At 37.5% G+C, this 24,100-nt stretch carries 19 protein-coding genes; 15 read left to right on the forward strand and 4 right to left on the reverse strand.

What is annotated here, in order from left to right:
• The first annotated feature begins 8 nt into the window (after window positions 1-8).
• Genes KYG33_RS03630 through KYG33_RS03670 form a run of 9 tightly spaced genes read left to right on the forward strand, consistent with a single transcriptional unit; the run spans window position 9 to window position 13,698 of the window.
• Window positions 9-1,535 carry a pyridoxal phosphate-dependent decarboxylase family protein gene (locus KYG33_RS03630; RefSeq protein ID WP_219072685.1) on the forward strand — a complete coding sequence of 509 codons (1,527 nt, stop codon included), beginning with the start codon at window positions 9-11 and terminating at the stop codon, window positions 1,533-1,535.
• Window positions 1,507-3,909, forward strand: a complete 2,403-nt coding sequence (locus KYG33_RS03635) for a GNAT family N-acetyltransferase (protein ID WP_219072686.1) — start codon at window positions 1,507-1,509, stop codon at window positions 3,907-3,909. Before KYG33_RS03630 ends, KYG33_RS03635 begins: the two co-directional genes overlap by 29 nt.
• Entirely contained in the window at window positions 3,902-5,218 is a 1,317-nt protein-coding gene (locus tag KYG33_RS03640) for a lysine N(6)-hydroxylase/L-ornithine N(5)-oxygenase family protein (RefSeq protein WP_219072687.1), read from the forward strand. The genes KYG33_RS03635 and KYG33_RS03640 overlap by 8 nt, the downstream gene beginning before the upstream one ends.
• A gap of 7 nt (window positions 5,219-5,225) precedes the next feature.
• Window positions 5,226-7,037 carry an IucA/IucC family protein gene (locus KYG33_RS03645; protein WP_219072688.1) on the forward strand — a complete coding sequence of 604 codons (1,812 nt, stop codon included), beginning with the start codon at window positions 5,226-5,228 and terminating at the stop codon, window positions 7,035-7,037.
• The gene (locus tag KYG33_RS03650) at window positions 7,034-8,437 is read left to right on the forward strand and encodes an MATE family efflux transporter (RefSeq protein WP_219072689.1); all 1,404 of its coding nucleotides are present in this window, start codon (window positions 7,034-7,036) and stop codon (window positions 8,435-8,437) included. Before KYG33_RS03645 ends, KYG33_RS03650 begins: the two co-directional genes overlap by 4 nt.
• A 1-nt stretch (window position 8,438) precedes the next feature.
• A complete protein-coding gene (locus KYG33_RS03655) occupies window positions 8,439-8,684 on the forward strand; it encodes an acyl carrier protein (protein WP_047374822.1) in 246 nt (81 codons plus the stop codon).
• Between the two features lie 4 nt (window positions 8,685-8,688).
• Entirely contained in the window at window positions 8,689-10,077 is a 1,389-nt protein-coding gene (locus tag KYG33_RS03660; RefSeq protein ID WP_219072690.1) for an AMP-binding protein, read from the forward strand.
• Complete coding sequence (locus tag KYG33_RS03665) at window positions 10,064-12,508, forward strand: TonB-dependent receptor (protein WP_077417395.1); 2,445 nt, start codon at window positions 10,064-10,066, stop codon at window positions 12,506-12,508. The genes KYG33_RS03660 and KYG33_RS03665 overlap by 14 nt, the downstream gene beginning before the upstream one ends.
• 2 nt (window positions 12,509-12,510) lie before the next feature.
• Window positions 12,511-13,698 (forward strand): PepSY-associated TM helix domain-containing protein, encoded by a 1,188-nt coding sequence (locus KYG33_RS03670; protein WP_180563749.1) that lies wholly within the window; start codon window positions 12,511-12,513, stop codon window positions 13,696-13,698.
• Between the two features lie 360 nt (window positions 13,699-14,058).
• Here KYG33_RS03670 and KYG33_RS03675 read toward each other — a convergent pair whose 3' ends face one another.
• Complete coding sequence (locus tag KYG33_RS03675; protein ID WP_219072691.1) at window positions 14,059-15,549, reverse strand: PLP-dependent aminotransferase family protein; 1,491 nt, start codon at window positions 15,547-15,549, stop codon at window positions 14,059-14,061.
• Window positions 15,550-15,615: 66 nt separating this feature from the next.
• On the opposite strand from KYG33_RS03675, the gene KYG33_RS03680 reads away from it, so the two are divergent.
• From KYG33_RS03680 to bioA, 5 genes are all read left to right on the forward strand, one after another.
• Entirely contained in the window at window positions 15,616-16,239 is a 624-nt protein-coding gene (locus KYG33_RS03680; protein WP_219072692.1) for a hypothetical protein, read from the forward strand.
• Window positions 16,232-17,341 carry an aminotransferase class I/II-fold pyridoxal phosphate-dependent enzyme gene (locus tag KYG33_RS03685; protein ID WP_219072693.1) on the forward strand — a complete coding sequence of 370 codons (1,110 nt, stop codon included), beginning with the start codon at window positions 16,232-16,234 and terminating at the stop codon, window positions 17,339-17,341. Before KYG33_RS03680 ends, KYG33_RS03685 begins: the two co-directional genes overlap by 8 nt.
• 77 nt (window positions 17,342-17,418) lie before the next feature.
• Window positions 17,419-18,033 carry a dethiobiotin synthase gene (bioD, locus tag KYG33_RS03690; protein WP_219072694.1) on the forward strand — a complete coding sequence of 205 codons (615 nt, stop codon included), beginning with the start codon at window positions 17,419-17,421 and terminating at the stop codon, window positions 18,031-18,033.
• Window positions 18,033-19,016 carry a biotin synthase BioB gene (gene bioB / locus KYG33_RS03695; protein ID WP_077417385.1) on the forward strand — a complete coding sequence of 328 codons (984 nt, stop codon included), beginning with the start codon at window positions 18,033-18,035 and terminating at the stop codon, window positions 19,014-19,016. Before bioD ends, bioB begins: the two co-directional genes overlap by 1 nt.
• Before the next feature lie 289 nt (window positions 19,017-19,305).
• On the forward strand, window positions 19,306-20,598 hold the full coding sequence (gene bioA, locus KYG33_RS03700; protein WP_219072695.1) for an adenosylmethionine--8-amino-7-oxononanoate transaminase: 1,293 nt from the start codon (window positions 19,306-19,308) through the stop codon (window positions 20,596-20,598).
• Window positions 20,599-20,708: 110 nt separating this feature from the next.
• Here the strand turns inward: bioA and KYG33_RS03705 are convergent, their stop codons facing one another.
• From KYG33_RS03705 to KYG33_RS03715, 3 genes are all read right to left on the reverse strand, one after another.
• Window positions 20,709-21,260, reverse strand: coding sequence for a hypothetical protein (locus KYG33_RS03705; RefSeq protein ID WP_219072696.1), 552 nt, complete (start codon window positions 21,258-21,260; stop codon window positions 20,709-20,711).
• 39 nt (window positions 21,261-21,299) lie between these two features.
• A complete protein-coding gene (locus KYG33_RS03710; protein ID WP_219072697.1) occupies window positions 21,300-22,751 on the reverse strand; it encodes a T9SS type A sorting domain-containing protein in 1,452 nt (483 codons plus the stop codon).
• Between the two features lie 123 nt (window positions 22,752-22,874).
• Entirely contained in the window at window positions 22,875-23,189 is a 315-nt protein-coding gene (locus tag KYG33_RS03715; RefSeq protein ID WP_077417377.1) for a winged helix-turn-helix transcriptional regulator, read from the reverse strand.
• Between the two features lie 92 nt (window positions 23,190-23,281).
• Between KYG33_RS03715 and KYG33_RS03720 the strand changes: the two genes are divergently transcribed.
• Window positions 23,282-24,052: an MBL fold metallo-hydrolase gene (locus tag KYG33_RS03720; protein ID WP_077417374.1), complete on the forward strand. Its 771-nt coding sequence runs from the start codon at window positions 23,282-23,284 to the stop codon at window positions 24,050-24,052.
• Window positions 24,053-24,100 lie beyond the last annotated feature (48 nt).

Below are 24,100 nucleotides of genomic sequence, written 5' to 3' on the forward strand. Positions count from 1 at the left end.
AAACTTTTATGAACAACAATTTAATTTCCCTAGAAGAGCTCGCAAGCACAACTTCACCTCACATTTCGGGGAATTTTGGGAATATTTTTCATCCAGACAATTATGATCATTATCGTAATGCTGTCAACAGTACTTTAGACCTGGTTCAGGAATTCCTTTACAGAAACAACAAGCCTTTCAGTGGTATAGAAGCCAAAACAATGAAAGGAATGGTACAGCAGATCGACCTTAATCAAAAACTTTCCAATTATAATGAGCTTCTGACGGAAGTAGATGAAATCTATGTAAAACATGCCACAGCTTTTCACCTTCCTCAGTATGTAGCTCACCTTAACTGCCCGGTAGTTATTCCCGCATTGGCAGGAGAAATCCTTGTAAGTGCTATCAATTCTTCACAGGATACTTATGATCAGAGTGCCGGTGGAACATTCATGGAAAGAAAACTGATTGACTGGACTGCGGGTCAAATTGGATATAATACGAGTGAAAGCGATGGCGTTTTCACAGCAGGGGGCTCACAGAGCAATTTAATGGGATTGGTCATGATGCGTGACTGTTTCTCCCAGAAAAGATATAATCACAATATTAAAATGGATGGTCTGCCAGCAGAGGCGAGCCGTTTCAGGATATTTGTTTCAGATAAATCTCACTTCAGCAATTTGAAAAATGCTTCTATTATGGGACTGGGTGAGAAAAGTATTGTTAAAGTTCCTACCGATGAAAGATTCCGTATGGACATTTCTCTTTTGAAAAAATACATTAAAAGAGAAGAACAATTAGGAAATATTCCAATTGGAATCGTGGCTACCGCAGGAACAACAGACTTTGGAAATATCGATCCATTAGAAGATATCGCAAATATTGCAGAGCATTATAACATTTGGATGCACGTAGATGCAGCTTATGGTTGTGCTTTATTATTAAGTGATAAATACCGTAACCTGATTAATGGTATTGAGAGAGCAGATTCCGTAACGATTGATTACCACAAATCATTCTTCCAACCCATCAGTAGCAGTGCCTTTATTGTTAAAAATAAAAAAGAACTGTTGATTCTTAAACATCACGCCGATTATCTGAATCCGAAAGAAATGGATGAAGAAGAAATTCCGGCACAGATCAATAAATCTATTACGCAGAGTACCCGAAGATTTGATGCTTTAAAACTTTGGTTTACCATAAGAATGATGGGAAGAGAGCAGCTGGCAGAATATACAGATACCGTTATTGATCTTACCAAGGATGCGGCCGCAATGATTACTGAAGATGCAGATTTTGAACTTCTTTCAGATTCGGATTTAAGTGTTCTTGTTTTCAGATATGTAAATCCGGAAATCAGTGATCTGAACGCCCTGAATCAATACATCAAGATGAAACTTTTCTACAGCGGAGAAATCCTTGTAGCAAGTACAAAAGTGGATGGTAACTTCTATCTGAAGTTTACGTTCCTGAACCCGATTACGACGACTGAAGACATTCATCAAATTCTCACCACAATCAAAAAACATGGAAAAGACTTTAATCCAGAAAAATAAAACGGGAGCCCGGGAAATTACCCTCAGAATTCTGCTGAACGGAATTCTGAGAGAACTGGGAAACGGAAAATTCTATCAGGGAGTTCCGAAATATGATCTTCTTACAGCAAAAGCTCTTCAGAACAGCAATTATTCGCTGTATATGAGGTTTGAAATGAAGAAAAGCGGGCTATTTTTATTTGCTCCGGTTTCTTATCGTTCTGAGACCCTTTTTCATGAATACGAACCTGTTTTATGGGCTGTAGACCACAAAAATCAAGAGGTTTTTGAAGTTAATGATGAAAAACTGACTGAACTGGTTTACAAAGAGTTTTCTGAGACGACTAACGAAAGTGGATTCAGGCAATTTGTGGAAAGAATTCAGAGCAGCTTAAGAAATCTTGAATTAACGACAGAAGCATGTCTTCAGGACGATCAGCTTTTAACATATTCTTTTCTTGAATCTGAACAAATGCTTCCTGCAGGACATAATCTCCATCCTTTCACCAAATCAAGAATGGGATTTTCTGAGGAAGAACAGCTTTTATACGGTCCGGAATTCGGAAAAGGATTTCAGCTGGATTACTTCCTGATTCATAAAGATTGTATTACAGAAAAATCTCTTCCAGGGATTTCAGCAAAAGAAATCTTTGAAAAATGGACTTCCTTACCGGAAAGCTACGATTTTGAAAACACAAATGATTTTTATATCGTTCCATGCCATCCATGGGAAGCAAAGTATCTTCTATCAACCGAAGAATACCCTGAAATGCTTGGATCCGGGAAAATTATTCATATCGGACCACTGGGTGAAGATTTTTATGCAACATCTTCTATCAGAACGGTATACAATCCAGACTTTAGCTGGATGCTGAAATTTTCTCTGCATGTTTTAATGACAGGCTCTGTAAGAACAAACAGCTTAAAAGATCTCAACAGAGGATATGCTTCCGCAATCTGGTGGCAGCATCAAAAAGCGTCATTTGAACAAAACTTCCCGAATTTTAAATTATTATTGGAACCTTCAACCTTAAGCGTTCATTATGAAGGGAAGAATATGGACAGTCTGAATATACTGCTTCGCGAAAATCCTTTTTCAAATGAAGATAAAGTGATTTTATTGGCAAGGCTTTGTCAGGATGAATCTACAGATGGATTCAATTTTACGACTCATTTCTTTAATAATGTGGCGAATCAGCTGGGTATAGATGCTGAAAAAGCGGCTATTATCTGGTTTGAAAAGTATGTGACTCTCTTGCTTTCCCCTTTAAACAGATTGTTCAATCAATTAGGGATGGCTCCGGAAGTTCATCAGCAAAACCTTCTTGTTCAGCTTGACAATCAGCTTTTACCACAATCTATCTATGTAAGAGACGGGCAGGGCTATCTGATTAAAGAAAGTTTCAAAGGAAAATATGAGTCCTTGATTAAAGAATATCCTGAAGTTGAGGATCTTTTCATTAGAGATGAGCGTCTTTTAGACATTATTTCCCACCATCTTTTGGTAAGCAATCTGAGTGCCCTGATCTCATCAATAGGCAAAACAGGATTGGTTAAAGAAAGAAGACTGATCCATATTCTGTATAGAGAATTTGAAAATCTTCATGAAACTGAACCTTCATCATTAACGGATTATGCATTAAATCAAAGATATTGGGCAGTAAAATCAAACCTTCTGTCGGCAGTTTCCGATGTAGATGGCGGAGTGAATGCGGCCTCTATTTCTTATGCTAAAGTTCCAAACCTTCTTCATAAACATTTCTTCTCAGATCAATTGATCCATCCTCAAGGAAAAGAAGTTTTCTTTAAAAGATATTTTCAGAAAGAAGATGTAACCATGAGTATGCGTCCTATAGATCTTGAAAATGACCTTGAAATGCTTCATGAATGGTTCAATCGCGAACATGCCGTAAAAATCTGGCAGATGAACTGGCCTATTGATGAACTGGAAACGTATTACAGACTGATGCTTCCAAGTGATGAAGCCCACAGTTATATCATTGCAGGTAATGATGAACCTTCTTGTAATATAGAGGTATATTGGGCGTGCAGAGATATTGTAGGCGATTATTACGAAGTGCTGCCTACAGATTACGGAACGCACCAGTTCATAGCACCTACTGATCCAAAAAAGAAATTTGTATCTCCATCTACACAATCTATGGTTGACTATGTTTTTGCACAGCCGCAGGTAGGTAAAATGGTAGGAGAAGGGTCTGTAGACTCACTTGCTTCTATGATGAACAAAGCCCATGTAGGCTTCAAAGTAGAAAAAGTAATTGAAATGCCTCATAAAAAAGCCAATCTGAACTTCTGTTACAGAGAATGGTACTGGGAAAAATTCCCACAGAATAAAGAGGTAAAAATCACCACAAACATCACAAAAAATGACTAACGAAGCCGTATACAATGTAATAGGCATAGGTATAGGACCTTTCAATCTGGGACTTGCCGCATTATCCAATCCAATTCCGGAACTCAAGACGCTTTTCCTGGACCAGAGAGATGGTTTCGACTGGCACCCGGGATTGATGATTGACCATGTAACCCTGCAGACTCCATTTTTGTGCGACTGTGTATCCATGGCTGATCCTACCAATCCTTTGAGTCTTTTGAACTATCTGAAGGAAACCGGAAGATTGTACAAATTCTTTATCCGTGAAAGCTTCTTTATCCCAAGAAAAGAATACAACCGTTATTGCCAGTGGGTTATCGAACAGCTTCCACAATGTCGTTTTTCAACCCAGGTAGTGGATATCACGTATGAAGAAGGTTTGTATCATGTGACAACAGTTCACACAAAAACAAAAGAAACAACTGTTTTTAGAACAGAAAGATTGATTTTAGGAACAGGAACACAGCCACATATTCCTTCTTTCATTCCGAAAGATGATTCCAGAATCATTCATACAAGTTCTTATCTGTATAGAAAAGAGGAACTTTTATCTCAAGGAAAGAAAATTGCCATTATCGGTTCTGGTCAGAGTGCTGCTGAGGTATTTTATGACCTTCTTCAGAGCAGAAATGAAAACACACAGTTGGGTTGGTATTCCCGCCCGGACAGATTTTTCCCTATGGAATATTCTAAACTGACACTGGAACTTACATCGCCTGATTATGTAGAATATTTCTACAACAGAAATGAATCTGCCAGGAAAACCATTTTAAGCAAACAGCAGGCTCAGTTTAAAGGAATCAATTACGATCTGATCAATGATATCTATGATTTTATTTACGATCTGAATATAGACAATGCTGATCCTAATCTTAAAATCATTCCTAACAGCCAGCTGAATACAGTAGACAACAGCAATCCTGATTTTATCAATCTTGAGTTTACACAGCTGGAGCAGGAAGTTCCTTATGATCAGGAAGCCGATTATGTGATTCTTGGAACCGGATACCGTTATCATGAGCCTGCATTCTTAAAGAATATTCAATCCAGAATCAAGAGAGATTCCAGCGGATTGTTTGATGTCAACAGAAATTATTCAATAGATCATAACGGAGGCGAAATCTATGTGCTTCACGCTGAAGTTCATACTCATAGCTATATTTCTACCGACCTTGGAATGGCTGCTTACCGTAATTCCTATATCATCAATGATATTCTGGGAAGAGAGCATTATAAAATTGAAAAGAAAATTGCTTTCCAGGACTTTGATGTAGAAAAATATGCTGATTTACCAACTGCCAAAATTTAATCATAAAATGAACACCAACTTAAAAAATACAGTAAGCCAGGAAAATTGGAATCAGGCTAACAGAAATCTAATGGCCAAAACCATCGCAGAACTGATGCACGAAGAGCTTCTAAAGCCCGTAGTAACCTTTGAAGATAAAGACGGATATACTGTTTTTAAACTTGAAACCGGACTTGAAAATATTACGTACAGCTTCCGCGGACAGGAGAGAATGATGGATTACTGGCATATTGATAAAGACAGCATTACAAAAACTGAAAACGGTGAAGACCTGTCATCAGTAGATGTAGCGGCTTTCTTTCTGGAAATGCAGTCTGTATTTGATTTAGATCCTTACACGATTGCAAGATATACGGAAGAGTTGCTGCATACATTATATTGTGATGCTTTAATTTTATCAAGAGGAGTAATGTCTTCAAAAGACCTTGCTGATGCAGATTATCAGACTGTGGAGCACAATATGACCGGACATCCGTGGGTTATTGTGAACAAAAGCAGACTTGGTTTTTCTCCAAGAGATCTTAAAACATTTGCCCCTGAGGCTGATGAAAATTTAAAAGTAATCTGGTTAGCTTCCCATAAAAGCAGATCATCATTTCAATCTTTGGAACATATTGACAGAGAGCAGTTTTATCGTTTTGAAATAGGAGATTTGCTGTATAATGAGTTTCAGCAGCAATTGATAAGCGAAGGAAAAATTGTTGAAGACTATCATTTTATCCCGGTACATCCATGGCAGTGGGAGCATAAGCTTCAGATTCATTTTGCGGGAGATATTGCTTCCGGACTTTTAATCCAATTGGGAGAGGGTAGTGATACGTACAGTCCACAGCAGAGTATCCGTACTTTGTTTAATGTAGATCATCCAAAGAAAAGATATTTGAAAACAGCTGTCTCTATTTTGAGTACAGGAAATATCAGAGGACTGTCTCCTAAGCAGATGAAAATTGCTCCTGCCATTACCGATTGGGTAAAAGGCTTAATTAAAGACGATGCTTACCTTGAGAATAAAGAGACTATTTTCTTAGGAGAAGAAGCCGCTATCACTTATTTACATCCACAGTATGGAGCTATCGCCAGCGTTCCTTACCAATATAATGAATTCCTTGGAGCATTATGGAGAGAAAGTGCTGAAAACTATCTGAAAGAAGATGAGCAAATGGTAACCATGGCTTCTTTACTGTATGTAGACGAAAATGGAGTTCCATTGGTTCAGGCATTTGCAGAAAAAGCAGGCCTGAGTATTGAAAAATGGATTGAAAGCTATCTTGACGCTTATCTTACGCCATTACTACACATCTATTACACGCATTCATTATGTGTAACGCCACACGGAGAAAATATTATGGTTGTTTTGAAAAACGGAGTTCCACAGAGAATTGTGATCAAAGATTTTGTGGATGATATCGTTTTAACAACTGAAGCCAGAGAAAAGCTTCCTGCTCACCTTGCAGATGGCCTGATTCAGTCTTCAAACAAAGAAAATATCCCGTTGTTTATTCTGCTGGGAGTTTTTGATGCCTTCTTCAGATATCTTTCAAATGCACTGCATACGTATTCAGACTTTAAAGAAGAAAAATTCTGGGAACTGGTTCACAACTGTGTAGAAAACTATAAAGCTGAGAATACGCATCTCCAGGAAAGATACGAAAAGTATGACCTGTATGTTCCTGCATTCAAAAGATTCTATATCAACAGTCTGCGTCTGAAAAACAATGGTTACAGCGAAAATAAGGCATTTGCGATTCCAAGAAAAGATGGAGCATTGCCTAATCCGTTGTATCAGATTGCCAATAAAAATTCAGTAGCAGCAGTATGAGGAAATTCCTGCATATACTAAAAGAAGGAGCGGTTTTTGCCTATGGAGCTATAGCCGGGAAAAAGGTCGAATTGACTTCCGGAAGCATCAACCGTTCCATCTTTAGCCTTGCCATTCCCATGGTAATGGAACTTGTCATGGAATCTGTTTTTGTGAGCGTCAATCTATTGATTATTGCAAAATTAGGAGACAAAGTTCTGGGCCTTGTGGGAATTACAGATAACTACATCAACTTTGCTTATGCCATAGCAGTAGGGTTAGGCATTGCTGCAGCTACTCTCACAGCCAGAAGAGCAGGTGAAAAAGATCAGGAAGGAATGGGCAGAACCGCTCAGTATATTATCCTTCTCGCCTTGTTTTTTGCTGTGCTTATTGGTGGTATTTCCTGTTATTTCTCCGCTGAAATTGTTGATTTCCTTGGTGTCAACGCCAATGCCGTAGTTGATGGAGTATCTTTTTCAAGACTGGTCTTTCTGAGTATTGGGCTTGTGATTCTCCGCCTGTCGGTGAACGGACTTTTCAGAGGTGCGGGTGATGCAGATATTGCAATGAAATCACTTTGGATCTGCCATATTTCCAATATCATCTTTGCCGTGATTCTTGTTTTCGGATTAGGGTTTATCCCTGCTTTCGGGTTGATGGGATTGGCTTATGCTACGGTTTTATCAAGAACGTTAGGAGTCTTATACCAGGCTTTTATATTTCTGTCCGGTAAAACCAGTATCAGCATCAGAGTTCCTTTTCGGCTTGATATACCATTGTTGCAGAAGATTCTGAAAATAGCCTTTGGAGGATTGGTTCAGTATATCATTCCAACATCCAGCTGGCTGATTATGGTGAAGATCATCTCTACCTTCGGAACAACAGCTCTTGCAGGATACATTATTGCCCAGCGTATTGCTTCAGTAGCAACGATGCCTGCCTGGGGAATAGGAAATGCAGCAGGAGTTCTTACAGGACAGAATCTGGGTGCAGGAGAGCCTGAGCGTGCAGAAAAAACAGTCTGGAGAGCAGGAACAATCAACATGACTTATCTGGTAATAGTAGCCTTATTCTGGCAGATTGCAGCGGAATATGTGGTGAAATTTTTCACTACAGAACCTGAAGTCGCAAGATATGCAGTTCAATACATCCATGTGGTTTCTATGGCTTATTTGCTATTAGGATTCACCATGGTGATCAGCCGTGCTCTGAATGCGGCCGGAAACATTCTGCAGGTTACACTGCTGTACCTCGTCATGTTTTATGTGATTCAGCTTCCTTTGGCCTATCTCTTAGGAGTAAGGTTTCAGTGGGAACTGAGAGGAATATTTACCGCTATCGTTTCTTCGGAAATTGTCTTAGCCGTGTTATTCCTAATGATTTTTAGAAATGGAAAATGGAAAACTATAAAAATTTAAAATGAACACTACAGAAGAATTTTATGAAATTATCGCCTCTGCCATCGCCATAAAAAAAGAATTGGTAGATGAAAAACTAACGTATCAGGAAATCCCGGAATGGGATTCTATGTCTCATCTTCTTATCGTAGAAGCGCTTGAACAGTTTTATCAGATCAAATTTGATTTTAATGATATTCTTGAGATGGGAACCGTCGGGAAGATTCGCGAAAAAATGAAAAAATACGAAGTATTCGTAGAAAACTAAGCATATGAAAATTTTAGAAAATGTAATTGCCAATAAGAACTTGGGGTTTACAGATGCTTCCACCGGTACAACAATACCGGTGGGAACACTGTACCGGTCTTTAGGCTTAAATCCGGTAGAAAAAGGGCTGCTCTTTTTGTACAATGACAATCAGCTGTCCAGTATTGAGGTACTCCTCAATTTTTACGGAACAGCGCACACCATTGCGGTACTGGGACAAAAGCTGCATGAAGAATTCAAAGAACGTATCGAGGCAGAATACCGTCCGAAATATATCTTTGATTCACAAAGAGAAGCTATTGAAGGATACAGCCTGAAAGAATTCTCAGACCACATCAGAATCTTTGCAAAAGATGATTATAAGAGTGAAGTTACAATTCATCCTGACATTAAAATCCTTTTAAGTACTTCAGGGACAACAGGTCTTCCGAAACTGGTTAAATTATCAGATGAAAGCCTTTATCAGAATGCTTTGAGCATCCTTCAGTATATGCCCGTTAAGGAATCCGATGTGGTTCCTTTAAACGTTCCTATCAACTTTGTATATGGATTCTCTATTTTCACCACCAACTGTATGCGTGCCGGAAGAATTGTCTGTACAGATAAAGACATTATGCAGAAAGCATTCTGGGATGAAATGGAAGAGTATGGCTACAGTACTTTGGGCGGAGTTCCTTTCCTTTATGAGAACCTGAACAGAATAGGATTTTTCAGAAAAGATTCTCCAAGCCTAAGGTATTTTACTCATACCGGAGGCGTAATCAATGCTGAGCTTAGAAAAACCATTTTCTCTTATTGTCATGAATTTAAAAAAGAATTCTTTGCGCAATATGGTCAGACCGAAGCAGGAGGAAGAATGGCTTATCTTACCACAGAAGGATTGCTGGAAGCTGAAACTTCTATCGGAACTCCGGTACACAACGGAAGTTTCAGAATTGATACTGAAACCGATGAACTTCTCTTCTCACACATGAGTATTTTCGGAGGTTATGCCAATAAACTGGAGGATCTTGCCACTTATGAGCAACCTTCCGTACTCCATACCGGAGATACCGCCAGAAAAGGGGAGAACGGAATTTATTATATCACAGGAAGAATAAAGCGTATCATGAAGCTTTTCGGAATACGCCTTAATCTGGATGAGGTAGAATTCATTCTTAAAAATGAAATGCAGGGCAATACCTTCGTATGTCTGAATGCCAATGATAAAAAAATCGTTGTGTTGTATGACAATCCGGACATTGATCCTCAGATCATCACCGAAACCATTAAAAATAAACTGCGTATCAACCCGCAATATGTACGCGTCGAACTTATAGAATCATTTCCATTATCACAAAACGGTAAAATAAACTATCCCCTGTTACAAAACTTACAGCATGAAAACATCTAAAACCCTTATATTACTTCTTGGTCTTGCTTTATCTTCAAACTCGCTTTCTGCACAACAGGGCGACAGAATTCATGGCAAGATCATGCTGACAGAACAGGCACCAGTAAAAAATGCAATTTTAAGACTTGTCAATACGTCTTATCAGGCAAAAACCAATAATTTAGGAGAATATTACTTTGAAAATGTACCACCTGGAGAATATACGCTTCAGGTTGTTTTAAATGACATCGAACTGATGAGGGAATCTATCCATATTCAGAAAGATGTCCACGAAATTCCTGCGATTTATGCCCCATTACACAATAATGTGATTGAGGGAATCACTGTATATGCAGTGAGCAGAAATAAATTTCTGGATAGAGACAGCACTTCAGTAGCTAAAATGCCTCTGAAAGTTCTTGAAAATCCACAGGCTTATACAAGCATCAACCAGCAGATCATGAAGGAACAGCTTACTTACGATATCTCGGAAGTACTGAAAAATGTTCCGGGTATGGTCAAAATGCAGGGAAGCCCGGGAAGAGGTTCAGGAGACGGAAGTTTCTATTACAGCCTTAGAGGTTTCCCAACCAAAGTATCCATGGTAGATGGTGTTCCGGCAAATACCAATGGTGAGATAGATCCTGCCGACATTGAGCGTCTGGAGGTGATCAAAGGGCCTTCAGGAACTCTATATGGAGGTGCTGTAACTTCTTTTGGAGGTCTTATCAATGCAGTAACCAAAAAACCAAAAGACTATTTCGGTGGCGAGGCTTCTTATCTGATGGGAAGCTACAATCTGAACCGTGTAACCGCTGATGTTTATGGTCCCATTACAGAATCCCGAAATATGCTGTTCCGCTTAAATGCAGCGTATCAATATCAGAATGGTTTCAGAGATTCTGAATTCAGAAAATCATTTTTTGTAGCACCTACGATAAGTTATCAGGTTAATGACAGACTTAAATTTAACCTTGGAGCTCAGATTTACAATTATGAAGGAACCAATACACCGATTATTTTCCTTCCGAGAACAAGAGCTTATTTTGCTCATAATCCCGATGAACTTGGCTTCGACTGGAAAAGATCTTACTCCAATAATGATATGACCTTAAAAGCTCCGTCAATCAATGTAAAAGCAGAAGCTGTCTACAAAATTGCAGATAAATGGACTTCACAGACCTTGCTTTCAAGAAACTTCAGAAAAACAGAAGGTTTGTACCAATATCAGTTTATCAGAGGAAATACCAGTGATGCAATGTTAGAACGTAATGTACAGTGGCAGAATTCAGAAGCTTCTTCTACAAGTGTTCAACAAAACTTTAATGGAGAATTTAACATCGGAAAAATAAAAAATAAAGTCTTGATAGGATTAGATTATCTTAACCAGACAATTAATAATAACCATTCTCCAATTGTGGTATTCGACAATGTGGATGGACAAAACCTGACAGGCAGCTATGGAAGTATTTCCAAAGATCTTGCTCTTCAGAAAATTCAGGCCGCTACCCAAGCCGCTATTCTTGCTGGTAAAACACCTTTGGTAAGAAATACCACTGCATCCAACCTGTATGGGGCTTATATTTCAAATGTAACTCACATTACTGACCGTTTGACTACATTGATCAGTTTGCGTATGGACCATTATGAAAGCAAAGGCCAGCTGAATCTGAACGATAACAAACGTGCAGGAGAATTCAACCAAACAGCGTGGTCTCCAAAAGTAGGTGTTGTTTACCAGATTCTTAAAGATCAACTCTCTGCTTATGGTAACTATATGAATGGTTTCAGTTATACAGCACCTGTTACGCAGCAATTGGCTGATTATAGCGGAGATATGAAACCACAGATGGCGAACCAGTGGGAAGTAGGAATCAAAGGAAACCTTTGGAGAAACAAGATTAACTTTACCGTTTCATATTACGACATTCTTGTTGACAATATCCAGAGAGGAACCGGAGTCATCCGTGACGGAAAAGAATACAGTATTGTTATTCAGGATGGACAGCAAAGAAGTAAAGGGATTGAAATCGAAACCATCATGAATCCTGTTCAGGGATTGAATATTATGGCGGGATATGCCTACAACCACAGCAGATATGAAAAAGCAGATCCAGCTGTAGATGGCCGCCGTCCGGAATCTGCAGGTCCAGCGAATGTATTCAATTCATGGATCAGTTATATTCTTCCTATCAGAGGATTTCAGGGACTTGGAGTTGGCTTTGGGGTAAACCGTGTAGGAAAACAGATTACCGGAAACAAGGTAGTTACCGGACAGTTTGCATTTCCTGCCTATACTTTAGTCAATGCTTCCATTTCTCTTGAAAAAGAAAGATACAGATTAGGATTTAAAATGAATAATCTGGGTAATGTACAATATTTTGCAGGGCAGGGAGTGGTAGTCGCACAGATGCCTCGTAATTTTGTTGCTGAGGTTAGCTTTAAATTTTAAGAATGAAGTTAAAGTTTAGAAAAATAGCATATCAGTTACATCTATGGCTCGGACTAACGTCCGGGCTTATAGTTGTTATTATGGCTGCTACAGGATGTATCCTGGCTTTTGAAGAAGAATTAAAACACATTGTTCACCCCAACAGATATTTCGTTGAAAACATCGGTAGAAAAAAACTTGAATTATCTCAACTTACGGAAAAAGCAGAAAAAGCACTTCCTGAAGGGTTGAAAGTCAAAAGAGTGGTAATGTCTTCCGATCCCTCGCGAACCTATGTCTTCCGAACGCTGAAAATGGATGAGGAAGCATGGACGTATTGGGGGACTTATCTTTATTATTACCGGATTTATGTAGATCCCTACAATGGAAAAGTGCAGGAAGTAGAAGATGCCAAAAAAGATTTCTTTGAAATTGTGCTGGATCTCCACAGAAGACTTCTGCTGGGAGAAAAAATAGGAAAAACAATTACCGGTTATTCCACATTGATTTTTGCAATTATCCTTTTATCGGGGCTTGTGATATGGTATCCCCGTAAAATGAGTAAAACCATGCTGAAAGGAATGTTTTTCATTAAAACATCAGCCAATTGGAAAAGGATCAACTATGACGCTCATAATGTGCTGGGTTTCTATGCTGTGATTCCTTTACTCTTAATCTCTTATTCCGCATTGATATGGAGCTTTGAAGATGTAGACAAATGGGTAAAGAATACACTGAACGGAAACACTACAGAAAAGAAAGCCAAAAGTACCATCCCTTCCGAAGAACTTTCAGACCGGAATAACATCCTCAATCTGATTGGAAATACCATGGAAAAAGGACTGAAAGATAAGAAGTCAGCACTTATCAATTTTCCAAGATCGGAAGAGGGAACGTATTATGCTGAACTTACTTATGATGGAAGACAATACAGAAATGAACATTTTAATTTTGATCAGTATTCAGGAGATATTTTAAAATCTCAATCTTATAAAAACAAAAATATCGGATATGGAACCGCATTAAGAGAAAGAAATTATGATCTTCACACCGGAAGTATCCTGGGACTGACTACCAGAATTATTTATTTTCTGGCGGCTGTTATCGCACTATCACTTCCCATTACCGGATTTATCATTTATTTGAATAAGAAAAAGAAGAAACCAAAACATAAGAAAAACAAAGTAATTTTTCCTTCTCATTATCAGTAAAGGCCTCTGGAAAGAGGCTTTTACTTTTTTTTAAAACCACAAAAGTCACAAAAGTTTTATTTTAAAAACACATTAGTTCACTTAAGTAAGTTTAAAAAGATACCGCAGAAAAGTTCACATAAGAAGAAAATCAAAGATTTTTTCAAAACTTAGGTGTACTTTATTATGTATGAAATTTAGCTTTAAAAAACTTAATCGGTTAAGAACTTTTGTGACTTTTGTGATCAAAAATAATCAATTTAAAAGGTTAGAACTTCATATTATCCAGTATCAATTTTATCGAAGATAAAATCCTCGCGCCTTAAAACACATTGTTTTGGCCCTTATTTGCGCCTTCGCGTTTTCCAACTAATAAAATAATCAGTTTATCAATCCCTTCACATTTTTTGAAAAAACCTCAATCCCTTTGTTCATCTCTTCAAAATTAAGATCACCAAACCCCAGTCGCATGGCGGTAAGACCTTTATTCTGATACAACAGTGTTTTAGGAATGAAAAGATTATCTTTTGCACAGTTTCGGCTCAATTGCATCAGATTCAGTGGAATATTCCATTCCAGCCAAATGGCAAGACCGCCCGAAGGTTTCTGAAAGGAGATAAAATCACCCAGGTTTTCTTCCAGAAGCGCAGAAAAATAATCACGCCTTTCCTGATAAACTTTTAAAGATTTTTTCAGATAGCGGTTGATTTCCCCTTCTGCAATCATTTCTCCAAGGGCTCTTTCCATTAGAATATCACCCTGACGATCGATAATTCCAAGGTATTTACGCATTTCTGTCATCAGATTTTCAGGAGCCACGATAAATCCTGTCCTGAATCCCGGAGCCAAAGATTTCCCGAAAGAACCGATATAGATCACCATTCCGTTCGTATCAGCACTGGCTAAAGGAAGAATGGGGCTTTTATCGTAATGAAATTCATAATCATAATCATCCTCCAGAATAATAAATCCATATTCATTCGCAAGTTCCAATAATTCAAATCTTCTCTGAGCGCTCAAAGCAACAGTAGTAGGATAGTGGTGATGAGGTGTCAGATAAAGCATTCTTATTTTCTGCTTTTTACAGGCTTCTCTTACACTTTCTACGATAATTCCTTCCTCATCAATAGGGATAGAAACAATATCAACCCCCGCTTTCATAAAAATCATATTGACGGAAAAATAACTTAAAGCTCCTACTAATACAATATCGCCAGCCGAAAGAAGAATTTCGGAAACAATATAAATACTCATTTCAGTACTTCTGGTAATGAGCAGATTGTTCTTGGAAATAGGGAGTCCACGGGAGAGATTCAGATATTGTGATAAATGTTCTTTAAAAAACTCACTTCCATCATGATTATAATGTCCTAAAGCCTTCTGATTGGATTTACGCTTCAGAATAGAACTGTAAAACCGGGAATGCTGCCCGATCTGCGTCAAACGGATATCAGGCACTCCATCATTAAAGACATATTCACAGTCCGAATGTTCAAAAGGGTTATCAAGAATATTGGATGTTTTGAATGAAAAACCGGTCGATATTGGATAGTTTTGAAGGTTATTTTCCTCAAAATCGTTCACTTTTACAGGTTTTTCCTGATCCTTTCCAATGACAAATGTTCCTTTATTCGGAAAACTCTCTGTCCAACCCTGAGCTGACAATTCATCATACACAGCAACAGCTGTATTTCTATGGATTTCCAGCATTTCACTGAACGTTCTTGTTCCGGGAAGCTTTGTTCCAAAAGGAAGGAATCCTCTCTGAATGGCATTGATCAATTGATTCGCAATCTGCAAATAGATAGAAGTCTCTGATTTTCTATCAATCTTTATAAAACTTTCGTAAGGAATCTTAACCGGACTATCCATAATATCAAAACTGGCACCATACAACCATCCGGCAATATACTACTTTTGACATCAAAATAAAAATCTATGGAATTTCATCATCTGTTAAAAAAAATTGTACAGGAAAGAAGTACCCACGCCAAATGGCTGAATACACTTTCTTTCATGGAAAATGCCGGTGCAAGAAAAATATCAAAATGTGAACATCCAACTCTGGTTTCTCAGATCCAGCTGAAACATGCTGCTGAAGAGCACCGCCATGCTTATTATCTAAAAAAACAGATTGGGAAAATAGATCCTGAATTATGTAAAACCTACGAAAGTACAGAACTTCTGGCTCCCATAGCAACAAGCCAATATCTTCACTCATTGGACATTAAAGCCTGCCGTTATCTTCAGAAAGCTTTTAATCTTAATAAAACAGATATTAAATATGCTGCATACCTTTTTGTAACCTATGCTATTGAGGTACGTGCTGATGAACTTTATCCTGTCTACCAGCAGGTTCTTACCGAAGCTTCTTCCAGAATTATGGTAAAATCTATTATTCTTGAGGAAGAAGGCCATCTTGAAGAAATGATCAACCAGCTTAATGAATTTTCACCAGACTGGAAAAAGCATGCAGACCATGTTTTAACAATAGAAAAAGACCTGCACGAAGAATGGATTAATGCTGTTACAGAAGAAGTAGCTCAGTTGAATTATGCTTAGTAATAGCAATCGCTTTCAGGAATCTCTTAACAAAAGAAAAGAGGAAGGAACATTAAGACGTTTGCGACTTCAATCTGATGGAATTGATTTCTACTCCAATGACTATCTGGGATTTGCAAAAAATAAAGAACTTCAGCATTTACTACTGCAAAAGATTACAGATAATCCTCAATTGCTTTCAGGAAGTACGGGATCAAGGCTCATTAGTGGAAACAATGATATTGCGGTTTCTGTAGAAAATTATATTGCTCAGATGCATCAGTTTGAATCTGCATTACTTTTTCCGTCTGGATATAATGCCAATCTGGCCTTGTTTTCTACGCTTCCCAACCGTCATGATATAATTATTGTAGACGAACAGATTCATCGGTCGGTACATGATGCCTGCAAACTGTCGAATGCTAAAAAATTAAAGTTCAGGCATAATGATCTTGAGGATCTTGAAAACATTTTAAAAAGACAGGAAAACCAATGCTATATTGCCATAGAAAGTCTTTACTCTATGGAGGGAGATTTTGCTCCTATTCAGGAAATTGCTGAGCTTGCTGATCAGTATAATGCCTATTTGATTGTTGATGAAGCCCATGCATTTGGAGTTTTCGGATATGGATTGATTGAAAAATATCAGTTACAACATCAGGTTTCAGCAGTTGTGGTGACCTATGGAAAAGCACTCGGAGCCCATGGAGCAGCAATCCTCTGCAATGAAACAGTAAAATCTTATCTGATTAATTTTGCGAGTCCGTTCATTTATAGCACATCCGCACAGGATTTTCAGTGGATGAGTATAAAAACAGGATATGAATTTTTAGATCAAAATCATGACCTGGCGATAAAACTTCAGGACAATATTAAAACTTTCCGAAGCCAAAATCTAGAGTCTCCATCAATGGAAACAAGCCCGGTTCAGGCTATTGTAATTCCTGATAATCAAAAACTGAAACAATTACAGGATACTTTATCTGAGGAAGGATTCTTAGCCTATGCGATATATAGCCCCACAGTAAAAGAAGGAAGTGAACGATTGCGGATATGTCTTCACAGCTTTAATGCAGAAAAGGAAATTATAAAACTGACAGGAATCATTAAAGAATTTATTTAAAAGAAAAGAGGAGAAATAAAGCAATTTTCTCGAAAAACTTCCAAACCCCGGAACACGAATCCCGAATCTCGAAACACATGAAATTATTTATAACAGGAATAGGAACCGAAATCGGAAAAACAGTCTGCTCGGCTGTTTTGGTTCAGTATTTTAAAACAGAATACTGGAAACCCATACAGTCCGGAGATCTGCAGTATACGGACAGTGATAAAATTGAAGCATGGACAGACACGAACTTCTGCCATCCGGAAACTTTCCGATTACAGCTGGCCGCATCACCACATCAGTCCGCAAGAGAAGAAAATATTACCATAAATCTGAATGATTTTCAACTCCCAAAAACCGGAAACCCATTGATTGTAGAAGGAGCAGGAGGCCTTATGGTGCCCTTATCTGACTCTACATTCATGATCGATCTGATAGAAGAATTAAACCTTCCGGCTGCATTGGTAGTCAGAAATTATCTCGGATGTATCAATCACAGCTTATTATCAATCATAACATTACAACAGAGAGAGATCCCATTGGAATATTTAATTCTTAACGGAGATTTCCCGGAAGATACAGAAAGAGTAATCTGCAGTTTTATTGAAAAAGAAACAAAAATTATAAAGATTCCCGAAATCAACACTACTGATAAGGAATCTATAAAACATGCTGCAAAGCAATTAACAATAACAAAAATAGGATAATGGATACAAAAACAACATTGAGAAATACCTGGACTAAAGAAGAGATTGAGGAAATTTATCATCTTCCTCTGATGGAACTGATCTATAAGGCAGCCACCGTACACCGCGAATGGCATGATCCTTCTGAAGTACAGATCTCCACTTTATTATCCATCAAAACCGGCGGATGTCCTGAAGACTGTTCATACTGCGGACAGGCAGCCCGTTATCACACGAATATCAAAGTACAGGCTTTGTTGCCAACTGAAACTGTAATTGCCCATGCTCAGAAAGCAAAAGATTCCGGATCTTCAAGATTCTGTATGGCTGCAGCATGGCGTGAAGTTCGTAATAACCGTGACTTTGACAGGGTGATTGACATGGTAAAAGGCGTAAATGATCTAGGCCTTGAAGTTTGCTGTACACTGGGAATGCTTACTGAAGAACAGGCTATCAGACTACAGGAAGCAGGATTATATGCGTACAATCACAATCTTGACACCTCTGAGCAATATTATGAAGAGATCATTTCTACCAGAACATTTGACAACAGGATCAATACCATCAACAATGTAAGAAATGCAGGAATCACCGTGTGCTCCGGAGGAATTATCGGACTGGGTGAAACCCACAGAGACAGAATTTCAATGCTTCTGACATTAGCAACAATGCCAAAACATCCGGAATCTGTTCCTATCAATGCATTAGCAAGAGTAGCAGGAACACCTTTAGAGGATAATGAAAAAGTAGATACCTGGGAAATGGTAAGAATGATTGCTACCGCAAGAATCGTAATGCCGTCTTCTATGGTAAGATTAAGTGCCGGCCGTATAGAAATGTCTGAGACAGAACAGGCTTGGTGCTTTATGGCAGGAGCCAATTCCATTTTCACAGGAGAAAGAGAAACATTATTGGTAACGCCTAATCCGGGAGTTTCTGAAGATATGCAGATGCTTCAGACATTAGGATTGAAACCTATGATGAAAAAGGAAACCTGCTGTTAGATAATTATGAATTATGAATGATGGGCTGGATCATTAGTATTATCGCTTTTATTATAACATTGATAAATACCTTAATCAATATTTAACGCTAAGATTCGCAAAGAAATATTGATTAAATGTAAAAATATTTCGTTCGCAAAGGCATTCTATTCAGCAAGGCAGAATGTTTATTATTGCTTAGTGAAGCGCCTTTGCGAATTTAAAAACAGCATACAAATTAAAAAACTTAGCGATCATAGTGTTAAAATTAAAGTACTACGTCACTCATTTTTACTCTTTACATCAATATATGAATACAATAACAAAAGAAATCAGCCTGCAGCAAAGAGATAAAGCGGTCAACTGGCATCCGTATACGCAGATGAAAACAGCTGACGATATTATTCCTATTGTAAAAGGAAAAGGAATTTACCTGTATGATAACGAAGGAAAAAAATATCTGGATGTCGTTTCATCTTGGTGGGTGACTTTGCACGGCCATTCTCACCCTTATATTGCACAACGCGTTTTTGAACAGTTAAATACACTGGAACAGGTTATTTTTGCAGGATTTACCCATGAATCCGCTGTAAAGCTTTCTGAAAATTTACTCAAACTTCTTCCGGCTGGCCAGAAAAAGGTCTTTTATTCGGATAATGGCTCTACAGCAGTAGAAGTTGCTTTAAAAATGTGTATTCAATATGCATACAATAAAGAGAAAAAGAAGACGAAGATTTTAGCTTTTAAAAATGCTTATCACGGAGATACTTTCGGAGCCATGTCTGTAAGTGAAAAAAGCTTCTGGACAAGACCTTTTGAAAGCATGCTGTTTGAAGTTGTTTTTATTGATACACCCAATGCAGAAAACCTGGAAAGCCTGCAAAAACAGATTAAAGATCTGGCTGATGAAGTGGCTTGCTTTATCTATGAGCCATTAGTTCAGGGTGCTGCAGGAATGTTGATGCATAAAGCTGAAGACCTTGGCCAGCTAATGAAATTCTGCAGGGAAGAGGGGATTCTTATGATCCAGGATGAAGTTTTTACAGGATTTGGAAGAACGGGTAAGCTTTTCGCAGCAGATTATCTTACAGAAAAACCGGATATTATGTGTTTTTCAAAAGGACTTACCGGAGGAACTATGCCAATGGGAATCACGACTTGTTCTGATGAAATTTACAATGCCTTTCTTTCAGATGATCGTCATAAAACCTTATTTCACGGGCATTCGTTTACAGCCAATCCTTTAGCCTGTACAGCGGCTCTTGCCAGCATGGAACTATTACTTACAAACGAAACTCAAATGAATATCAACCGCATCACTCATCAACATTCAGAGTTTGCAAAAGCACTTGCTTTTCATCCTCATGTAGAAAAGGTTCGTCAGATCGGGACTATTTTAGCTTTCGATTTTAAAACCGGGAATGGTACTTCTTATTTCAATGAAATAGGGAAGAAGCTTTACAATGAATTCTTAAAAAGAGGGATTATTATGAGGCCGCTGGGGAATGTAATCTATCTGGTTCCGCCATATTGTATTACTTCCGAAGAATTGGATTTTGTATATCAGAATATTATGGAAGTTCTGGATCAGTTTAGAGATTAAACGATCTCTTCAGGTAATAATTTTTTTAAACCTTATAGATTTCCAAAATCTATAAGGTTTTTAGGGTTTTATATTCAGCGTTTTATTTTCGCAATAATTGCCTGATTGTCTTAGAGCTCTTGCTCAGCTTTCTTTAAAATACCAATCAACTCTTTCAATTCTTCTTTACTGAATTCAAGCAAATTCTGATTATAATGGCTTGACGGAATTTTTATATAGTTGACCCAGGATGAAAGTTTCTCACGATAAACACTCCCAAATTCAATATTGCTCATAGTGACAAATTTATATTTGGTTTCCTGATTCGATTTTTCATTTTCTTTCTGTTCCACAGTATGAAGAGCCTGGATAAGCTTCCCCAATTCATTTTTATCAATCGTAAGGGTCTTTTTCGATATTTGGTCAAAAGTTTCATATTCATACATTATCCCCAGAAAAGTTTCTGATAAGTTATCCGAAGCGTCTTTTGTTTCAATTTTTTGAATATTCAGGTTTTTAAAATTACCTACATTAATGATTTTCTTCTCAATTAATGTCCCTTTTCTAGAATTGATGGGAAGTCCGCGAGATGTTGTTGTAGATCTTTGAACAGGAGGTGGTGCAATTTGAGCAGCTGCCCATACACCTGATACACAGGAAATCATAATGATGATTCTTTTCATTGATAGAATTGTTATTAGTTTTTTAAATATATATTTTTTCTACTTCTTAATTAGCTTTTTTGTGGAAAATCTTCCATTTTCAAAAATAGTTTTTACAAAATACACTCCTTCAGAAAGGTCAGAAACATCAGCATTATTTTCTATTACAGTTTTTAATAATTTTCCACCAACAGAATAGATCTCTATTTTATCAATTTTTTCTTTTGATTGATAAGTTAAATGATTTTGTACTGGGCTTCCAAAAGTAATTTCAGGATTATTTTTTACCGTTCCTTTTGTTGCTAATGTAGCAGTACCGTTTATAAGATATTTTACAATATTTAATGTTTCTCCATCGGTGCTCACAATGATATTATTATCAAAAACCTTTATTGCGTTAATATTATGATAGACTAAATTAGGATCATTTTCTATATATTCTCCAAATACAGGATCAACAGTTCCATTTTGATTTAGCTTAGAGATATAATAATAAGTGTAGCCACTATTATTAAGGTCAGCAAAGCCCGCAATATAATAAGAACCATTTTTTTCATAGATATCACGGAATTCAAGTCCAACAATACCATTATAATTAAATGTGGTATCTGGTGTACCATCGGCATTAAGCCTTCCTAATGCAGGTGGTGTCTGCCACATTAAATCATTCTTTGCATATACAATTTTATTGGCAGAATCTACTTTTACAATACTGGGGTCACCACTAAACAAAACTTCTCCATTGTTACCAAAACCAGTCATAGGCTGCCCGTCAACAGTGTATTTTTTTATTGTACCATTTCCAAAAAAAAGAAGATTAAGCTGGTTATCTAAAATGATCCGAGGAAGATAAGGACTCTGAAAAGGATTCTGTTGATAAGTCAGTATTTCTCCGTTATTCCCAAAGCTATTGTCTGATGTACCATCCGAATTTAATCTTAATGTATGAGTTTTCCCGTCAGTTTGTCCAAAAGAATCCATACTTATTCCTGAAACAAGAATTTTATTTCCCTGCTGTATAAGATTAGTTAATTCAAAAGAAACTGATAAATTAGCTAATACCTTTATTCCTCCATTTCCAAATGAAGGGTCTAACTGCCCATTCGGAAGTAATCGAATTACATCCAAATAACACATATTGTTTGTAGAACCATATCGTTTGAGCAGTAAAGTAAATTTATCATCTGCATGTCTTATAAATCCAGCAAGAGAACCATCATTGTAATTCAATGCAATGTTGCCATTCGTGCCAAAAGTCATATCTAAAGAGCCACTGTAATTTGTCGCTTTAGAAATAATTAATTGGTTGGTGCCGGTATTATAGGATTTATAGAATACTGAATTTGTCGCTGCAGTCAATTCTCCTGCATAAGAGCTTCCCGTTCCTAAATATGAGCTTCCTGCTGGAAGGGTATAAATCCCGTTCGAAGCAAACGCAGGATCTTTGGAAATAATTTGTGCAAAAGAAGCTTGTGCCACGAGAGTAAGCACAAATAATAATTGTTTTTTCATTGTTTGGTTTTTTTAATAAAATTTTGAGGTTATAATGTAACCTGTGTAAGTATAATTTTTAGGTTGTGTTTTCAAATGTATGATAAAATTTTAGAAAAGTAAAAAAGTGCTCAGATTTTTGCTTTACTCCAGTCCATTTCCCCATGAATGAAGTTCAGAAAGAATAGGGCCAAGCTTTTGACCTTTTTCGGTTAACTTGTAATATACTTCAGGCGGAAAATTATAGACTTCAATCCGTTCAATAATAAGGTCGTCTTCAAGCTGCTTCAATTGCTCTGCAAGTACTTTCTTGGAAACCCGGGGCATACTTCGCCAAAGTTCTACAAAACGTACTTTATCTTCTTCAAAAAGGTTATGCAGAATCAGTGGTTTCCATTTCCCTGAAAGAATATTCAGGCTTCGTCTCAATCCACAGTTTTTAAATTCTTCAAAATTCATATGTCAGTTGAATATTTATGGTTAACCTTTTGGTAACCTTCGATTGTTTTACCCCGATCGGGCAATAGCTTTGCTGTACAAACTTAGTCAAAATGAAATTACAATTATGGCGCAATGCAACATTGCTATTGAATATTGATGGAATTTCCATCCTCGTAGATCCAATGCTTGGGGAAAAAGGTTCTCTTGGTAAATTCCCAATGGTAGACAACGAATTACTGAATCCTCTGGTAGATCTGCCTTTTGGCAAGGAAGAATTAAATCAAAAACTTGAAAAAGTAGATGCTATAGCTGTTACCCATCTTCATCCTGATCATTGGGACACTAGAGCTATTGAACTTCTTGACAAAAATATTCCGATCATCTGTTCATATCTCATTTCAGAACAAATTGCAGAACAGGGTTTTACAAATATTACCTCTGTTAGTAACAGCGTACAATGGAGAAATATTGAGATAACTAGTACCAAAGGACAACATGGAACGGGAGAAATCGGAGAGAAAATGGGAATTGTAAATGGTTTTGTTTTTAAAACAGAAAATAAATCCGTTTATATCGCAGGAGACACCATCTGGTATAATGAAATTGCTCAGGAAATTGATAAACATGAACCACAACATATCATTGTTGCAGGTGGAGCCGCCACTTTTTCAGTAGGAGATCCTATTATTATGACCAGTGAAGATATTATAAAAGTCTGTGAACACGCTCCCGAATCTACAGTTTGGGTAACTCATCTGGAAGCGGTAAGCCATTGCAAAGAAGACAGAAAATTTATTCAGGGAAAAATAACGGAAAAAGGACTCGAAAACCAATGTTTTATATTGAAAGACGGAGAAGAGGTAAGCCTGAAACAGATATGAAATAAATAACAGGAGTTATGGCTTATTTTTTGAATATTTCCTGATAAA

Origin of the sequence: Chryseobacterium sp. D764 (genome assembly GCF_019317325.1) — a bacterium.
In the GTDB taxonomy this organism is placed as follows: Bacteria; Bacteroidota; Bacteroidia; order Flavobacteriales; family Weeksellaceae; genus Chryseobacterium.

What these genes read in the sequence shown, in the direction of transcription:
- bioB (WP_077417385.1), top strand. Translation starts at nt 18,033, where the DNA reads ATGGATACAAAAACAACATTGAGAAATACCTGGACTAAAGAAGAGATT.
- KYG33_RS03710 (WP_219072697.1), bottom strand. Translation starts at nt 22,751, where the DNA reads ATGAAAAAACAATTATTATTTGTGCTTACTCTCGTGGCACAAGCTTCT.
- KYG33_RS03660 (WP_219072690.1), top strand. Translation starts at nt 8,689, where the DNA reads ATGAAAATTTTAGAAAATGTAATTGCCAATAAGAACTTGGGGTTTACA.
- KYG33_RS03715 (WP_077417377.1), bottom strand. Translation starts at nt 23,189, where the DNA reads ATGAATTTTGAAGAATTTAAAAACTGTGGATTGAGACGAAGCCTGAAT.
- KYG33_RS03675 (WP_219072691.1), bottom strand. Translation starts at nt 15,549, where the DNA reads ATGGATAGTCCGGTTAAGATTCCTTACGAAAGTTTTATAAAGATTGAT.
- KYG33_RS03705 (WP_219072696.1), bottom strand. Translation starts at nt 21,260, where the DNA reads ATGAAAAGAATCATCATTATGATTTCCTGTGTATCAGGTGTATGGGCA.
- bioD (WP_219072694.1), top strand. Translation starts at nt 17,419, where the DNA reads ATGAAATTATTTATAACAGGAATAGGAACCGAAATCGGAAAAACAGTC.
- KYG33_RS03630 (WP_219072685.1), top strand. Translation starts at nt 9, where the DNA reads ATGAACAACAATTTAATTTCCCTAGAAGAGCTCGCAAGCACAACTTCA.
- KYG33_RS03670 (WP_180563749.1), top strand. Translation starts at nt 12,511, where the DNA reads ATGAAGTTAAAGTTTAGAAAAATAGCATATCAGTTACATCTATGGCTC.
- bioA (WP_219072695.1), top strand. Translation starts at nt 19,306, where the DNA reads ATGAATACAATAACAAAAGAAATCAGCCTGCAGCAAAGAGATAAAGCG.
- KYG33_RS03665 (WP_077417395.1), top strand. Translation starts at nt 10,064, where the DNA reads ATGAAAACATCTAAAACCCTTATATTACTTCTTGGTCTTGCTTTATCT.
- KYG33_RS03650 (WP_219072689.1), top strand. Translation starts at nt 7,034, where the DNA reads ATGAGGAAATTCCTGCATATACTAAAAGAAGGAGCGGTTTTTGCCTAT.
- KYG33_RS03635 (WP_219072686.1), top strand. Translation starts at nt 1,507, where the DNA reads ATGGAAAAGACTTTAATCCAGAAAAATAAAACGGGAGCCCGGGAAATT.
- KYG33_RS03655 (WP_047374822.1), top strand. Translation starts at nt 8,439, where the DNA reads ATGAACACTACAGAAGAATTTTATGAAATTATCGCCTCTGCCATCGCC.
- KYG33_RS03645 (WP_219072688.1), top strand. Translation starts at nt 5,226, where the DNA reads ATGAACACCAACTTAAAAAATACAGTAAGCCAGGAAAATTGGAATCAG.
- KYG33_RS03720 (WP_077417374.1), top strand. Translation starts at nt 23,282, where the DNA reads ATGAAATTACAATTATGGCGCAATGCAACATTGCTATTGAATATTGAT.
- KYG33_RS03680 (WP_219072692.1), top strand. Translation starts at nt 15,616, where the DNA reads ATGGAATTTCATCATCTGTTAAAAAAAATTGTACAGGAAAGAAGTACC.
- KYG33_RS03640 (WP_219072687.1), top strand. Translation starts at nt 3,902, where the DNA reads ATGACTAACGAAGCCGTATACAATGTAATAGGCATAGGTATAGGACCT.
- KYG33_RS03685 (WP_219072693.1), top strand. Translation starts at nt 16,232, where the DNA reads ATGCTTAGTAATAGCAATCGCTTTCAGGAATCTCTTAACAAAAGAAAA.